This is a genomic window from Pseudomonas sp. RL (assembly GCF_000647775.1).
In the GTDB taxonomy this organism is placed as follows: Bacteria; Pseudomonadota; Gammaproteobacteria; order Pseudomonadales; family Pseudomonadaceae; genus Serpens; species Serpens flexibilis.
In genome coordinates, this window is the sequence record NZ_JBOY01000167.1 from 1 (window position 1) to 15003 (window position 15003).

A 15003-nucleotide genomic window follows, 5' to 3' on the forward strand; every position below is an offset into this window, starting at 1 on the left:
TGGTGAGTGGGGGCGGGACGATCTCTCCCACGGTCTGTACTTGCGTCAGATGCGGACTTGGTCCCTCATCCCCGACAGGCACAAACATACAAGCGGACTTGTCCGCAATGCTTTTGGCATAAAAGCTCACGAATAAATTCGCTCCCACAGGTTCAGGCGTGCTTACACCTTCTTCACGAACTCCGACTTCAGCTTCATGGCGCCGATGCCGTCGATCTTGCAGTCGATGTCGTGGTCGCCGTCGCACAGGCGGATGTTCTTCACCTTGGTGCCGACCTTGACCACCGAGGACGAGCCCTTGACCTTCAGGTCCTTGATGACGGTGACGGTGTCGCCGTCCTGCAGGACGTTGCCCACCGAATCCTTGATGACACGCTCGCCGTCGCCGCCTGTGGCAGCGTCGGCGCTGGCGCTCCACTCATGGGCGCACTCGGGGCAGACCAGCTGCGCGCCGTCTTCGTAGGTGTATTCGGAACCGCATTGCGGGCAGGGGGGCAGGCCGCTCATGGGCGTCTCCTCGGGGTCGGATCGTGATAAAGCCGCGGATTGTATAGGGTTTCTCCCCGCCGTGCGGCAAGCGGTCCCGCGGTGATGCCAATCCAATGGCGCTGACAATGTGATACACAGCGCGCTGACTGATCGGCCTGTCCGTCTCCCGAGGCGTTTCATTGATTTGTGTCGGGTCGTCGGTCGGGTTTGTTCCTATAGTCTCGCCGCCGTCAGGTTGCCATTCACCAGCCGAGGTCCTGCCCTCATGCGATCACCCTTGCTTGCCCTGCTTCTCTGCGTCGCTCCGCTCGTATCCGCCAACGAGGCGGCCCTGGCCCGCTTCCAGCAACTGATGAACGATCCGATCCTGCGCCAGCAGGCCTACGACTCGGGGTTCGAGCGGGTGCGGTTCTGTGGCTACTGCCACGGCGAGGACGGCAACAGCAAGCGTGACTACATTCCCAACCTGGCCGGCCAGAACCCCATCTACCTGTTCAAGGCGTTCGACACCTTCGCCAACGGCCAGCGCAACGATTTCGTGATGAGCAAGCTGGCCAAGCAGCTGACGGTCGACGAGCAGGTGGACATCGCCGTGTACTTCAGCCAGCAGCAGGTCAAGCCCTCGGCCAGCAGCGTGGATGCCCAGTTGCGCATGCAAGGCGAGCGCGTGTTCCAGGGCACCTGCATCGCCTGCCACGGCATGCGGGCCGAGGGCAAGGAAGACGCCCCGCGGCTGGCCGGCCAACCTGGTGAGTACGTGCGCCGCGCGCTGACCAGCTTCCACGACGGCGACCCGCGGCGCGCCAGCTCGGTGATGATGCCGATCGCCAAGCAGCTGACCCCGGCGGATATCGAGGCCCTGGCCGCCTATCTGGAAAAGCTGGTGCTGTAACCCCCGGTCAGCGCACCCCTGCCGGCTCCGGCCAGCGCAATTGCCCCTGCGTAGTGAATCGCGTGGTGCCCACCAGCCCGCTGGCCAGCTTGCCGCGAATCACATAGGGCAATCCCTGTCCCGGCTGGTAGCCCGCCAGGCCCCAGGTCTGGCGCAGGGCCGAGAAGGCCGAGATGGTTACCGGCACCTCGATGATCGCTTCGCCGAAGCGCGGCACCTGGCCGCGCTGGGCGCTCACCCCGCTGGCCAGCGGCTGGCCATTGACCTCCAGTTCCAGCGCCACGCCCTGGTAATCCACCGCCCGCTCGTTGGGGTTCTGCACCCGCAGTTTCAGGTTGAAGCGTGCCTCCAGGCCCTGGCTGGGCAACGGCTCCAGGCCGGCCAGGTCAATGTGCAGGGGATCGCGCGGCGCCAGCGAGGCACAGGCGGTGAGCAGGCCCAGCAGCGCAAGGCTGGCGAGCAGTCGGGTGACAACGGCCATGGAACGGCTCCGCTTGAAGGAAAGTGCCGATTGGACCATGGGCGCGGGCGGAAGTCTCCCGCCGGCATCCACTTCGTTCGCCAGCCCTGTGCGGCCCCAGCGGCGGCCAGGAGAACGCTGACCGCCCTACGGTCGCAACGGAGATAACGCGGCGCTGGGCATAACCGGGGTGGTCAACGCATCGCGTTGGCCACCGAGGTGTATGCACCATACGCCCTAGTCATACTCTGCCGGGGCATGCTCGCCCAGCAGCCGGCGCTGGCGCGGTGTGGCGGCGGCCAGCACCTGCGGGTTGAAACGGAACTGCAGGTACGGCGAGAACTTCTGCGCCACCATGCGCCGGCCGTAATGCACCTGCAGCAGGTAGCGACTGCTATCCGCCGTGCGGTTGCGGCTGCCGGAGTGCCACAGCTCGCTGCGCAGCATCAGCACATCACCGGCCTGGCACAGCACGGGCTCGGCGGTGCGGCCATGCCAGCTTTCTTCACCGGGATGCGGCTTGCGTCCGGCCTTGTGGCTGCCGGGAATCACCAGGGTCGGGCACAGGTCGCGGTCGATGTCGTCCAGGTAGATCATCGCCGTGCAGATCTGCATCGGCAGCGTGAAGGCCGGGTCGGCCAGCAGCGCTTCCGGCAGTTCCATGACCAGATGATCCACATGCAGCTCGGCGCCGACGAAGCCTGGATGGCTGCGCCAGGCGGTCTGGCCGATGATGTGGCAGTCCTCGCCCAGCGCCGCCTCGGCCAGCTCGATGACGCCGGGCAGGTCCAGGTACGCCAGCCAGAAGGGGGCGCGGTTGAACACGCACTTGTAGTGGTCGTCGACCAGGCCCTGGTAGTCCCAGTGGATGGGTTGCAGGCCGTCGATGGCGGCGCGCGCGGCGGCGACCTGCCCGGCATCCAGCACGCCGGGCAGCAGGGCGAAGCCCTGGTGGTGCAGGGCGTTCAGTTGGTGGGTGATGTCCCTGTTCATAGGCACGGTTCACCGGAACCCTGTGGGAGATTCTATGTTGCCCTGCAAGCCGAACCCAGAAGCTCGCGGCTTCAGTCGCCATGGCCGCGAGCATCGCGGCCTGCCTGGCAACCGCAAGATGGCGGCCGGCAAAGCGCCGACCGCCCCGAATCCGCCCTAGAAGAACCCCAGCGGATGGATGTCGTAGCTCACCAGCAGGTTCTTGGTCTGCTGGTAGTGGTCGAGGATCATCTTGTGGGTCTCGCGGCCGACGCCGGACTTCTTGTAGCCGCCGAACGCCGCGTGCGCCGGGTAGAGGTGGTAGCAGTTGGTCCACACCCGGCCGGCCTTGATGCCGCGCCCCATGCGCCAGGCGCGGTTGATGTCGCGGGTCCACACCCCGGCGCCGAGGCCGTACTCGGTGTCGTTGGCAATCGCCAGCGCCTCCGCCTCGTCCTTGAAGGTGGTCACGCCGATCACCGGGCCGAAGATCTCCTCCTGGAACACCCGCATGCGGTTGTCGCCCTTGAGCAGCGTCGGCTGGATGTAATAGCCGCCGGCCAGGTCGCCCTGCAGCCGTTCGGCGTCGCCGCCGGTGAGCACCTGGGCGCCTTCCTCGCGGGCGATCTGCAGGTACGACATGATCTTGTCGAACTGCTGCTGGCTGGCCTGCGCGCCGACCATGGTCTCGGTGTCCAGCGGGTCGCCGCGCTTGATCTGCGCGACCTTCTTCATCACCGCCTCCATGAATGGCGCGTAGATGGATTCCTGCACCAGCGCCCGCGACGGACAGGTGCACACCTCGCCCTGGTTGAAGAAGCCCAGCACCAGGCCTTCGGCGGCCTTCTCGATGAAGGCCGGTTCGGCCTGCATGATGTCTTCGAAGTAGATGTTCGGGCTCTTGCCGCCCAGCTCCACGGTGCTCGGAATGATGTTCTCGGCGGCGCGCTTCATGATGTGCGATCCCACCGGCGTGGAGCCGGTGAAGGCGATCTTGGCGATGCGCTTGCTACTCGCCAGCGCCTCGCCGGCCTCGCGGCCGAAGCCCTGCACCACGTTGAGCACGCCGGGCGGCAGCAGGTCGCCGATCAGCTCCATCAGCACGGTGATGCCCAACGGCGTCTGCTCGGCCGGCTTGAGCACCACGCAGTTGCCGGCGGCCAGCGCCGGGGCGAGCTTCCAGGCGGCCATCAGGATCGGGAAGTTCCACGGGATGATCTGTCCGACCACGCCCAGCGGTTCGCGGATGTGGTAGGCCACGGTGCTGGCGTCGATTTCCGCCGCGGTGCCTTCCTGGGCGCGGATGCAGCCGGCGAAGTAGCGGAAGTGATCGGCGGCCAGCGGGATGTCGGCGTTCAGCGTCTCGCGCACCGCCTTGCCGTTGTCCCAGGTCTCGGTGACGGCCAGCAGCTCCAGGTTCTGCTCGATGCGGTCGGCGATCTTCAGCAGCACCAGCGCGCGCTGCTGCGGACTGGTGCGGCCCCAGGCGTCGGCGGCGGCATGGGCGGCGTCCAGCGCCTTGTCGATGTCGGCGGCGTCGGAGCGGGGAAATTCGGCGATCGGCCCGCCGGTGACCGGCGAGGTGTTGGTGAAGTAGTTGCCGTTCACCGGGGGCACGAACTCGCCGCCGATGTAGTTGCCGTAACGGGACTTGAAGGTGACGATGGCGCCTTCGCTGCCGGGGTGTGCGTAACGCATGGCGGGCCTCCTGGCTCGTTGCTGTGAGCGATCCAGCAAGCCTAGTCCAGCGCCCTGGCGGTGCCCTGAGACCTTGGTCGGGGCGGCGTGCTACCCTCGCCGGCATTTATTCGCGCCTGCTTCGTTGAGGACTTCCATGCACATCCACATTCTCGGCATCTGCGGCACCTTCATGGGTTCGCTGGCGGTGCTGGCCAAGGAACTCGGCCACCATGTCACCGGCTCGGACGCCAACGTCTACCCGCCGATGAGCACCCAGCTCGAGGCCCAGGGCATCCAGCTGATGCAGGGCTACCTGCCCGAGCATCTGCAGCCGGCGCCGGATCTGGTGGTGATCGGCAACGCGCTGTCGCGCGGCAACCCGGCGGTGGAGTACGTGCTGAACCAGGGCCTGCCCTACACCAGCGGCCCGCAGTGGCTGGCCGACCACGTGCTGCAGGGTCGCTGGGTGATGGCGGTGGCCGGCACCCATGGCAAGACCACCACCAGCAGCATGCTGGCGTGGATCCTCGAACACGCCGGCATGGCGCCGGGCTTTTTGATCGGTGGCGTGCCGCAGAACTTCGCCGTGTCGGCGCGCCTGGGCGGCACGCCGTTCTTCGTGGTCGAGGCCGACGAATACGACAGCGCCTTCTTCGACAAGCGCTCCAAGTTCGTTCACTACCGGCCGCGCACCGCGATCCTCAACAACCTGGAATTCGACCACGCGGACATCTTCCCGGACCTGGCGGCCATCGAACGACAGTTCCACCATCTGGTGCGCACCATTCCCGGCGAGGGGCTGATCATCCATCCCACCACCGAGCAGGCCATCGAGCGCGTGCTGGGCATGGGCTGCTGGACCCCGGTGCAGACCACCGGCGCGGGCGGCGACTGGCGGGCGCGCCTGCTGGCCGAGGACGGCTCGCACTTCGAGGTGCTGTTCCAGGGCGAGTCGCAGGGCGAGGTGAACTGGACGCTGACCGGTCGCCACAACGTCGACAACGCCCTGGCCGCCCTGGCGGCGGCGCGGCATGTGGGCGTGGTGGGTGCAGTGGGCACCGAGGCGCTGAGCCGGTTCCAGAGCGTCAAGCGGCGCATGGAGAAGATCGCCGAGGTAAACGGCGTAACGATCTACGACGACTTTGCCCACCACCCGACCGCCATCGCCACCACCCTCGACGGCCTGCGCAAGCAGGTCGGCGACGCGCCGATCGTGGCGGTGATCGAACCGCGCTCCAATTCCATGAAGCTGGGCGCGCACCGCGACGGCCTGCCGGAGTCCGTGGCCCAGGCCGACCAGGTGATCTGGTACGCGCCGCCCAATCTCGGCTGGGATCTGGGCGCCACGGCGACCGCCTGCCCGGTGCCGGCGGTGGTCTGCGATTCGCTGGAGGCGATCATCGCCCGGGTCAAATCACAGGTGGCGCCTGGCACCCAGGTGGTGATCATGAGCAACGGCGGCTTCGGCGGCCTGCACGGCAAGCTGGCCAAGGCGCTGGCGGAGTGAAGCGGCGCACGGACGTTCCCTCTCCCCTCGCGGGAGAGGGTTAGGGAGAGGGGGCGATGCACCGAGAATCCACCCTCTCCCCCGGCCCCTCTACCATCAAGGGAGAGGGGAGAAGCCGCCGTAACCAACCCACGAGGAAGGCAACATGACCGGCCCCCAACGCATCACCCTGGCGATGACCGGCGCTTCCGGCGCCCAGTACGGCCTGCGCCTGCTCGACTGCCTGGTGCAGGAAGAGCGCGAGGTGCATTTCCTGATCTCCAAGGCCGCGCAACTGGTGCTGGCCACCGAGACCGACGTGGTGTTGCCGGCCAAGCCGCAGGCCATGCAGGCGTTCCTCACCGAATACACCGGCGCGGCGCCGGGGCAGATCCGCGTGTACGGCAAGGAAGACTGGATGGCCCCGGTGGCCTCCGGCTCCGGCGCGCCGGCGGCGATGGTGGTGGTGCCGTGCAGCACCGGCACCCTGTCGGCGATCGCCACGGGCGCGTGCAACAACCTGATCGAGCGTGCCGCCGACGTGGCCCTCAAGGAGCGCCGCCAACTGATCCTGGTGCCGCGCGAGGCGCCGTACTCCAGCATCCACCTGGAGAACATGCTCAAGCTGTCGAACATGGGCGTGACCATCCTGCCGGCCTCGCCGGGCTTCTATAACCAGCCGCAGACCGTCGAGGACCTGGTGGACTTCGTGGTGGCGCGCATCCTCAACTGCCTGGGCGTGCCCCAGGACCTGCTGCCGCGCTGGGGCGAGCACCATCTGGTCAGCGAGGATTGACCTGAGTCGGCACCGCCCGCCAAGGCAGCGCCGATAATCCGGGCAAGAGTCATACAGGGAGTCGAGCGGTGAAAGAGCAAGCGCAGTTCCACATGGGCTACTGGCTGCTGGCCATTTTGGCCTTCATGGGCATCCAGTACCTGCTGGCGATGCAGCAGCAGGTGGCGACCATTCCCTACAGCGAGTTCGAAGAACACCTGAAGGCCGGGCGCATCGAGGCCATCGCCGTCACCGACAGCCGTATCGAGGGCACCCTCAAATCGCCGCTGGCCGGCGGCCAGCGCCAGTTCGTCACCAATCGCGTCGAGCCGCAATTGGCCGAGCACCTGGCGCAGTACCCGGTGCAGTTCGCCGGCAAGGTGGAAAGCACCTTCCTGCGCGACCTGGCCGGTTGGGTGATTCCGGCCGTGCTGTTCTTCGCCATCTGGCTGTTCCTGCTCAGGCGCATCGGCAGCGGCATGGGCGGCGGCATGATGCAGATCGGCAAGAGCAAGGCCAAGGTCTACGTGGAGACCGACATCAAGGTCAGCTTCGCCGACGTCGCCGGGGTGGACGAGGCCAAGGACGAGCTGCAGGAAATCATCGACTTCCTGCGCGATCCCGAGACCTACGGCCGGCTCGGCGGCCGGCTGCCCAAGGGCGTGCTGCTGGTCGGCCCGCCCGGCACCGGCAAGACCCTGCTGGCCCGCGCGGTGGCCGGCGAGGCCGGGGTGCCGTTCTTTTCCATTTCCGGTTCGGAGTTCGTCGAGCTGTTCGTCGGCGTCGGCGCCGCGCGGGTCCGCGACCTGTTCGAGCAGGCGCGCGCCAAGGCCCCGGCGATCATCTTCATCGACGAGCTGGACGCCCTCGGCCGCGCCCGTGGCGCCGGGCCGCTGGGCGGCGGTCACGACGAGAAGGAACAGACCCTCAACCAGCTGCTGGTCGAGCTGGACGGCTTCGACACCTCCAGCGGTCTGGTGCTGCTGGCCGCCACCAACCGCCCGGAAATCCTCGATCCGGCGCTGTTGCGCGCCGGGCGTTTCGACCGCCAGGTGCTGGTCGATCGCCCCGACAAGGTCGGCCGCGTGCAGATCCTCGGCGTGCACCTGAAGAAGTCGCGACTGGCACCGGACGTCGATCCGCAGGTGATTGCCGAACTCACCCCCGGCTTCACCGGCGCTGACCTGGCCAACCTGGTCAACGAGGCCACCCTGCTGGCTACCCGGCGCAAGGCCGCCGCGGTGGAAATGCAGGACTTCAACGCGGCCATCGAACGCATCGTCGCCGGACTGGAAAAGCGCAACCGCCTGCTCAACCCGAAAGAGCGCGAGGTGGTGGCCTTCCACGAGATGGGCCACGCGCTGGTGGCCATGGCGCTGCCGGGGATGGACCCGGTGCACAAGGTGTCGATCATTCCGCGCGGCATGGGCGCGCTGGGCTACACCATCCAGCGGCCGATCGAGGACCGCTTCCTGATGACCCGCGAGGAGCTGGAGCACAAGATGTCCGTGCTGCTTGGCGGGCGCGCCGCCGAGTGGCTGGTATTCGCGCAGCTGTCCACCGGCGCGGCGGACGACCTGGTCAAGGCCACCGACATCGCCCGCGCCATGGTCACCCGCTACGGCATGTCCGAACGCCTCGGCCACCTGGCGCTGGAAAGCGAGCCGAACCCCTATCTCGGCAACGAGCTGTACGGCCTGCGCCCGCGCCGCGAGTACGCGGAAAGCACCGCCACGGCCATCGACGAGGAAGTGCAGGCGCTGGTGCAGGCGGCCTTCGAGCGCAGCGTCGAGCTGCTCAAGGCGCGCCGCGAACAGCTGGAACGCAGCGCGCGGCGCCTGCTGGAGCAGGAAACCCTGAGCGGCGAGGAGCTGCAGGCGTTGGTGGGGTAGGGCGCCGGCGTTGCCGCCCTGCAGGGACTCGTAGGGCGGACAACGTCGTTCTTGTCCGCCGGGCGCGGCTGCGGTCGGGCACCTGTCGGCGGACAGGAAAGCGCTGTCCGCCCTACGGGCCTGGAGAACGCCGTTCTTGCCCGCCGGACGCGGCTTCGGCCGCGCCAGGAAATCAGGCGCTCACGCCCACCACTTCCCCCGTGGCGTCGGCCAGGCCGTACTTGCCCTTGCCGTCGCGCACCACGCGGCCGATGGCAATCTTGGGGTCGTGGGTGAACACCAGGCGGCCGTTGTTGAGCAGCATGCGCTCAAGGAGCATTTCCTTCTCCTCGATCAGGCCTTCCGGGAAGCGGTCGTAGCCCATGGTGATCGGCAGGTGCACCCAGGGCGCGCCGGGGATCAGGTCGCCGGGGTAGAGCACCGGGCCGTTGGGCATGGCGATCTCCGGCAGCATCTGCCCGGGGGTGTGGCCATCGCTCCAGTGCAGGCGCCAGCCTTCACCGAGCTGCGCGCAGTCGGGGGCTTCGTCGATCAGTTCCAGACGACCGCTGTCTTCCAGCAGCGTCAGCAGGGAGGGGATATACGAGGCGCGGTCGCGCGAGTGCGGGTTCTGCGCGCGTTTCCACTGGCGCTTGCCGACCAGGAAGCGCGCGTTGGGGAATAGCAGGCGCGGCGGCTGGCCCTCTTCCCAGGCGGCGAGCAGGCCGCCGGCGTGGTCGAAGTGCAGGTGGGTGAGCACCACCAGGTCGATGTCCTCATGGCTGAGGCCGACCGCCGCCAGGTTGTCGAGCAGTACGTGACGGTCTTCCTGCACGCCGAAGCGCTGCTTGAGCTCCGGGGCGAAGAAGGCGCCGATGCCGGACTCGACCAGAATGTTGCGTCCGGGCTCCTGCACCAGCAGCGCGCGGCAGCCCAGGTCGATGCGGTTCTGCGCGTCGGGTTGCATCCAGCGCTCCCAGAGCGCCTTGGGGGCGTTGCCGAACATGGCGCCGCCATCGAGTTTCTGACTGTTGCCCAGCAGAGTGGTCAGGGTTCGCATGTTGTTATTCTCCTGGCCTGCTGCCGCCCGCACGCGGGGCAGCGGAATAAAAAAGCGCGACACCGAAAGCGAGGGGATGCGTCGCGCAAGTGACTGAATGGTGGTGGTTTCTCGCCGATCCAACCATCAGCCTTTGGTCGCGAAGCCCTCCCCGAACAGCGCGGCGCTGCCGGCGCGGATGCTCGCTTCCAGGCCGAGGGTGCGCGGCAGCAGGTGGCGGAAGAAGAACGCGGCGGTGGCCAGCTTCCCGCTGTAGAAGGCCTCGTCGCTGGCGCGGCGCTCGGCGGCCAGCTGCGCCATGCGCGCCCACAACCAGGCGTAGGCGGTGTAGCCGAGCAGGTGCAGGTATTCCACGGCGGCGGCGCCGACCGCGTGCGGGTCCTGCCCGGCCTGTGCCAGCAGCCAGTCGCTGACTGCTTCCAGGCGCTGCACGGCGTCGCGCAGCTCGGCGGCGTAGGGCGCCCCGGGCTGCTCGGCGAAGGCGCGGATCTGCGCGGTGAACTGGCGCAGCGCGGCGCCGCCATCGGCCACCACTTTGCGGCCCAGCAGGTCCAGCGCCTGGATGCCGTTGGTGCCCTCGTAGATCTGCGCGATGCGCACGTCGCGCACCAGCTGCTCCTGGCCCCATTCGCGGATGTAGCCGTGGCCGCCGAACACCTGCTGGCCGTGGATGCAGCTGTCCAGCCCGCTGTCGGTGAAAAACGCCTTGGCCACCGGGGTGAGCAGCGCCACCTGGGCGGCTGCGCGGGCGCGTTCCTCGGCGTCGTCGCTGAACTTGGCAAGGTCCAGTTGCTCGCCGACATGCCCGGCAAAGGCGCGGCCGCCCTCGGTCATCGCCTTCATGCTCAGCAGCATGCGGCGCACGTCCGGGTGCACGATGATCGGATCGGCCACGGCGCCGCTCGCCTGGGCGGCATCGCGACCCTGCAGGCGTTCGAGGGCGTAGCGCGCGGCGTTCTGGTAGGAGGCCTCGGCGCAGCCGATGCCCTGGATGCCGATGGACAGGCGCTCGTAGTTCATCATGGTGAACATCGCCGCCAGGCCCTTGTGCGGTTCTCCGACCAGCCAGCCGGTGGCGCCGTCGAAGTTCATCACGCAGGTTGCCGAAGCCTTGATACCCATCTTGTGTTCGATGGAGCCGCAGTGCACCGCGTTGCGCGCGCCCAGCGAACCGTCGGCGTTGACCAGCACCTTGGGCACCAGGAACAGCGAGATGCCCTTCGGGCCGGCCGGGGCGTCCGGCAGGCGCGCCAGCACCAGGTGGATGATGTTCTCGGTGAGGTCCTGTTCGCCGCCGGTGATGAAGATCTTGCTGCCGCTGACCGCGTAGCTGCCATCGGCCTGCGGTTCGGCGCGGGTGCGGATCAGCCCCAGGTCGCTGCCGGCGTGGGCTTCGGTCAGGCACATGGAGCCGGCCCAGCGGCCCTCGTAGAGCGGCGGCAGGTAGCGGGCTTTCAGTGCTTCGCTGGCGTGGGCGTCGATGGCCAGGCAGGCGCCGGAGGTCAGCGTGGAATACAGCGCGAAGCTGGAGTTGGCGCCGTAGAGCATTTCCTCCACCTGCACGGCGAGGCTCTTGGGCATGCCCATGCCGCCCCAGGCGGGGTTGCCGCCCAGGCCGACCCAGCCGCCTTCGATGTAGGTGGCGTAGGCCTCGCGGAAGCCGCTCGGCGTGGACACCTGGCCGTCGCGCCACTGCGCGCCTTCCTCGTCGCCGCTGCGGTTGAGCGGCGCGATCAGTTGGCCGCAGACCTTTGCGGCCTCTTCGAGAATGGCGTCGGCGGTGTCCGGGTCCACGGTTTCCGCCAGGGCGGGCAGACGCGCCCACAGGGCGGGCGCCTCCAGCAGTTCGTGCAGGACAAAGCGCATGTCGCGCAGCGGGGCGGTGTAGTCGGTCATCACGGGATCCTCGATGGCGCGCCGCAGGCACGGAGCCTGCGGCGTCAGGGGATAAAACGGGGCCGGCGCGGGGAGGCGCCGGCCCAAGGGTCAGTCGGCCTTGGGGGCGGGGGCGCCCTGATCAGGGGAGCCGCTGACAGAATCCTTGCTGCTGGCAAACTTCAGCAGGTGGGTACGCTCCACCAGGATGTACAGCACCGCGCCGGCGGCCAGGCCCCAGCCCGCGCCGTAGACGGCGAGCACCACGCCCATGGTGCCGGCGATGCCGCGCTCGGTGTTGTTGTTGAGCTGCTCGAAGCCGACCATCAGGCAGATGTAGCCGGTGAGGATCAGCGTCAGCGACAGGGCGATCGGCAGCACCGGCTGGAAGAAGCTCACCAGCGGCAGGATGAACAGCGCGATGAAGCCGGTGATCCAGAAGGTGCCGGCGCCGCTGTAGATGGAGTCCATCGCCTTGCGGCCGTACTTGTAGCGCTCGGCCATGGTGGCGGCCACCGCAGTCCACAGCGGGCCGGCCAGGCCCGGGTAGGGCGCGAAGAAGGCGTGCAGGGCGTTGCGGATGGCGGTCACCAGGTGGATGCGGTCGACGTTGTTGTCGATCTTCTCGTCGGTGCGCAGCTCATCGGCGCGCTGCATCAGCGACTGGCCGACGATGATGTCGCCGAAGGCGATCACGTAGGCGATGATCGCGGTCGGCACGGCCAGCAGGAACACCTGGGCGTCCGGGAAGCCGACGCTGAACGGCAGGTAGTTCCACATTTCGCCGAAGGCCGGCGCGGTGATGCCCCACTTCACGTCCGGCATGTTGTATTCGCCGACGGCGATGCCGATGAAGATGGCCACCAGCATGCCCGGCACCATGCCGTAGTTGACGATCTTGCGGGCGAACGGCACGCGCTCGGTGAGGCCCTTGAAGGACACCGAGAACATCAGGTACAGGCAGATCAGGCTGCCCAGCACCAGCGAGATCGGCGTGTTGGCCAGGCGGCCGCCAGCGTCGATCTCGCCGATCAGCGCGGCGATGCCGGCGCCGATGATGATGCCGCCCTTCATGGAGTTGGGAATCAGCCGCACCAGAACACTGCCCAGCCGGGTGATGCCGAGGAACAGGAAGATCACGAACACCAGGAACTGCAGGGCGAACAGCGCCTGGATGGCCTGCGGGCCCGGCTCGAAGTTGCCGAGGAACAGCAGCACCACCGGAATGCCGGGGGTGATCCAGCCCGGCACCAGCGGCACGCCGAGCAGCGCCGGCAGCATGAAGCCGATGCCGCACACCACCACGTAGGCCAGCGCCACGTCGTAGGGCAGGCCGAGGAATTTCTGCAGCAGCGGAATCATGCCCAGGCTGACCACGAACATGATCAGCGCCTGGAGCATCTCCGCGGTTTCCCAGCGGTAGTGAACGAATGGCAGGCGGATTTTGAACGGGCCGAAGGCCCAGAACGGCTGCTCGGCGCCGTCCTTGCGATGAATCAGTTGCATGCGAAGTCTCCGTCGGCCAGGCGCGAGGCGCGGCCGTCTTGTTGTTGTTGTGAAACGGGGTGGGAACGGGGCGACCGGCGCGGTCGCCCGGGTGATGCGCTACAGGGCCTTGGCCATGTCACGCAGCACGTATTTCTGAATCTTCCCGGTGCTGGTCTTGGGCAACGCGGTGAAGACCACGGTCTTCGGCACCTTGAAGGCCGCCAGGTGTTCGCGGCAGAACTGGACGATGTCCTGTTGGCTGGCCGCGTGGCCGGCCTTGAGGGTGATGAAGGCGCAGGGCGTCTCGCCCCACTTCTCGTCGGGACGGGCTACCACGGCGGCTTCCAGCACGTCCGGGTGGCGGTACAGCACGCCCTCGACCTCGATGGTGGAGATGTTCTCGCCGCCGGAAATGATGATGTCCTTCAGGCGGTCCTTGATCTCCACATAGCCGTCCGGGTGGCACACGGCCAGGTCGCCGGTGTGGAACCAGCCGCCGTGGAAGGCTTCCTTCGTGGCGGTGGGGTTCTTCAGGTAGCCCTTCATCACCGTGTTGCCGCGCATGAAGATCTCGCCGATGGTCTCGCCGTCGCGCGGCACCGGTTCGAGGGTCTTCGGGTCGCCGACCATCACGCCTTCCAGGGTCGGGTAACGCACGCCCTGGCGGGCCTTGATGCGCGCGCGCTCGTCCAGGCTCAGTTCGTCCCACTCGCCGTGCCAGGCGCACACGGTGACCGGGCCGTACACCTCGGTGAGGCCATACACGTGGGTGACCTTGATGCCCATTTCCTCCACGGCGCCGATCACCTTGGCCGGCGGCGCAGCGCCGGCGACCATGGCGTGCACCGGGTGGTCGATGGCCGCCTTGGCCTCCGGCGGCATGTTGACCAGCGCGTTGAGCACGATGGGCGCGCCGCACAGGTGGGTGACCTGCTCGTCGCGGATCAGGTTGAGGATCTTCTGCGGGTCGACGCGGCGCAGGAACACATGCACGCCGGCCAGCGCGGTGACGGTCCAGGGGTAGCACCAGCCGTTGCAGTGGAACATCGGCAGGGTCCACAGGTAGACCGGCTGCATGCCCATCGACCAGGTCATCTGGTTGCCCAGCGCGTTCAGGTAGGCGCCGCGATGGTGGTAGACCACGCCCTTGGGGTTGCCGGTGGTGCCGGAGGTGTAGTTGAGGCTGATCGCCTGCCACTCGTCGTCCGGCCACTGCCAGGCAAACTCCGGATCGCCCTCGGTGAGGAAGGCCTCGTAGTCCAGCTCGCTGACTGCCTCGCCCTCGCCGTATTCGGGGTCGTCCACGTCGATCACCAGGATCGGCCGGCCGAGCATGCCCACGGCGGCGCGGATCACCTCATGGAACTCGCGGTCGGTGATCAGCGCCTTGGCCTCGCCGTGCTGCAGCATGAAGGCGATGGCTTCGGCGTCCAGGCGCACGTTCAGGGTGTTGAGCACCGCGCCGATCATCGGCACGCCGAAATGCGCTTCGAGCATGGCCGGGATGTTCGGCAGCATCGCCGCCACCGTGTCGCCCTTCTTGATGCCGCGACCGGCCAGCGCCGAGGCCAGGCGGCGGCAGCGCGCATAGGTCTCGGCCCAGTTGCGCCGAATGGAGCCGTGGACAACCGCCGGGTAATGCGGATAGATGGCGGCCGTGCGCTCGATGAAGCTCAGCGGCGACAGGGCGATGTGGTTGACTGGGGAGCGGGCCAGGCCCTGTTCGAAGATGGACATGCACGTTACCTGCGGCTGATTGTTGGCTCTGGTTATGAGTTGCCGGGTCGGGGCCTCTGCTGTGTGTGACAGCGCGGGCCCGTACCTTTCTGCAAGCTGGCTTTACTTATAGAGAGCGCGTAGGTGGATTGGTATATAAACCAAGGTTTTATAGTGGTTCTACTAGATCGGATCTCGAATAGATGAAGGCGCTCGAATTGCAGTCACAGTTGCTGCTG

12 protein-coding genes are annotated in these 15003 nt (G+C 67.5%); 4 read left to right on the top strand and 8 right to left on the bottom strand.

Going from position 1 to position 15003, the window contains the following annotated elements:
• Window positions 1-162: 162 nt before the first annotated feature.
• Window positions 163-507 carry a zinc ribbon domain-containing protein YjdM gene (locus AS93_RS0117660; protein ID WP_027591823.1) on the bottom strand — a complete coding sequence of 115 codons (345 nt, stop codon included), beginning with the start codon at window positions 505-507 and terminating at the stop codon, window positions 163-165.
• Between the two features lie 247 nt (window positions 508-754).
• Here AS93_RS0117660 and AS93_RS0117665 point away from each other — a divergent pair, with 247 nt between their 5' ends.
• On the top strand, window positions 755-1381 hold the full coding sequence (locus tag AS93_RS0117665) for a c-type cytochrome (RefSeq protein ID WP_027591824.1): 627 nt from the start codon (window positions 755-757) through the stop codon (window positions 1379-1381).
• A 7-nt stretch (window positions 1382-1388) separates the two neighbouring features.
• On the opposite strand, the gene AS93_RS0117670 is transcribed toward AS93_RS0117665, so the two are convergent.
• From AS93_RS0117670 to AS93_RS0117685, 3 genes are all read right to left on the bottom strand, one after another.
• A complete protein-coding gene (locus AS93_RS0117670; protein WP_027591825.1) occupies window positions 1389-1862 on the bottom strand; it encodes an LEA type 2 family protein in 474 nt (157 codons plus the stop codon).
• Between the two features lie 216 nt (window positions 1863-2078).
• On the bottom strand, window positions 2079-2834 hold the full coding sequence (locus tag AS93_RS0117675; protein ID WP_037009972.1) for a phytanoyl-CoA dioxygenase family protein: 756 nt from the start codon (window positions 2832-2834) through the stop codon (window positions 2079-2081).
• A gap of 156 nt (window positions 2835-2990) precedes the next feature.
• Entirely contained in the window at window positions 2991-4511 is a 1521-nt protein-coding gene (locus AS93_RS0117685; RefSeq protein ID WP_027591827.1) for an aldehyde dehydrogenase family protein, read from the bottom strand.
• 136 nt (window positions 4512-4647) lie between these two features.
• Here AS93_RS0117685 and mpl point away from each other — a divergent pair, with 136 nt between their 5' ends.
• The 3 genes from mpl to ftsH all read left to right on the top strand — a co-directional run bounded on the left by mpl (window position 4648) and on the right by ftsH (window position 8646).
• Window positions 4648-6000, top strand: coding sequence for a UDP-N-acetylmuramate:L-alanyl-gamma-D-glutamyl-meso-diaminopimelate ligase (gene mpl, locus AS93_RS0117690; protein ID WP_027591828.1), 1353 nt, complete (start codon window positions 4648-4650; stop codon window positions 5998-6000).
• A 145-nt stretch (window positions 6001-6145) separates the two neighbouring features.
• Window positions 6146-6775: a flavin prenyltransferase UbiX gene (gene ubiX, locus AS93_RS0117695; protein WP_027591829.1), complete on the top strand. Its 630-nt coding sequence runs from the start codon at window positions 6146-6148 to the stop codon at window positions 6773-6775.
• Between the two features lie 68 nt (window positions 6776-6843).
• The gene (gene ftsH, locus AS93_RS0117700) at window positions 6844-8646 is read left to right on the top strand and encodes an ATP-dependent zinc metalloprotease FtsH (protein ID WP_027591830.1); all 1803 of its coding nucleotides are present in this window, start codon (window positions 6844-6846) and stop codon (window positions 8644-8646) included.
• 172 nt (window positions 8647-8818) lie between these two features.
• Here ftsH and AS93_RS0117705 read toward each other — a convergent pair whose 3' ends face one another.
• The 4 genes from AS93_RS0117705 to AS93_RS0117720 form a co-directional block, all read right to left on the bottom strand.
• Window positions 8819-9685, bottom strand: coding sequence for an MBL fold metallo-hydrolase (locus AS93_RS0117705; protein WP_027591831.1), 867 nt, complete (start codon window positions 9683-9685; stop codon window positions 8819-8821).
• Between the two features lie 126 nt (window positions 9686-9811).
• Complete coding sequence (locus tag AS93_RS0117710) at window positions 9812-11581, bottom strand: acyl-CoA dehydrogenase C-terminal domain-containing protein (RefSeq protein WP_027591832.1); 1770 nt, start codon at window positions 11579-11581, stop codon at window positions 9812-9814.
• A gap of 90 nt (window positions 11582-11671) precedes the next feature.
• Window positions 11672-13066, bottom strand: coding sequence for a solute carrier family 23 protein (locus AS93_RS0117715; protein ID WP_027591833.1), 1395 nt, complete (start codon window positions 13064-13066; stop codon window positions 11672-11674).
• A 99-nt stretch (window positions 13067-13165) separates the two neighbouring features.
• A complete protein-coding gene (locus AS93_RS0117720; RefSeq protein WP_027591834.1) occupies window positions 13166-14785 on the bottom strand; it encodes an acyl-CoA synthetase in 1620 nt (539 codons plus the stop codon).
• Window positions 14786-15003 lie beyond the last annotated feature (218 nt).

Coding starts and splice junctions, on each gene's coding strand:
- AS93_RS0117660 (WP_027591823.1), bottom strand. CDS start 507: ATGAGCGGCCTGCCCCCCTGCCCGCAATGCGGTTCCGAATACACCTAC.
- AS93_RS0117665 (WP_027591824.1), top strand. CDS start 755: ATGCGATCACCCTTGCTTGCCCTGCTTCTCTGCGTCGCTCCGCTCGTA.
- AS93_RS0117670 (WP_027591825.1), bottom strand. CDS start 1,862: ATGGCCGTTGTCACCCGACTGCTCGCCAGCCTTGCGCTGCTGGGCCTG.
- AS93_RS0117675 (WP_037009972.1), bottom strand. CDS start 2,834: ATGAACAGGGACATCACCCACCAACTGAACGCCCTGCACCACCAGGGC.
- AS93_RS0117685 (WP_027591827.1), bottom strand. CDS start 4,511: ATGCGTTACGCACACCCCGGCAGCGAAGGCGCCATCGTCACCTTCAAG.
- mpl (WP_027591828.1), top strand. CDS start 4,648: ATGCACATCCACATTCTCGGCATCTGCGGCACCTTCATGGGTTCGCTG.
- ubiX (WP_027591829.1), top strand. CDS start 6,146: ATGACCGGCCCCCAACGCATCACCCTGGCGATGACCGGCGCTTCCGGC.
- AS93_RS0117705 (WP_027591831.1), bottom strand. CDS start 9,685: ATGCGAACCCTGACCACTCTGCTGGGCAACAGTCAGAAACTCGATGGC.
- AS93_RS0117710 (WP_027591832.1), bottom strand. CDS start 11,581: ATGACCGACTACACCGCCCCGCTGCGCGACATGCGCTTTGTCCTGCAC.
- AS93_RS0117715 (WP_027591833.1), bottom strand. CDS start 13,066: ATGCAACTGATTCATCGCAAGGACGGCGCCGAGCAGCCGTTCTGGGCC.
- AS93_RS0117720 (WP_027591834.1), bottom strand. CDS start 14,785: ATGTCCATCTTCGAACAGGGCCTGGCCCGCTCCCCAGTCAACCACATC.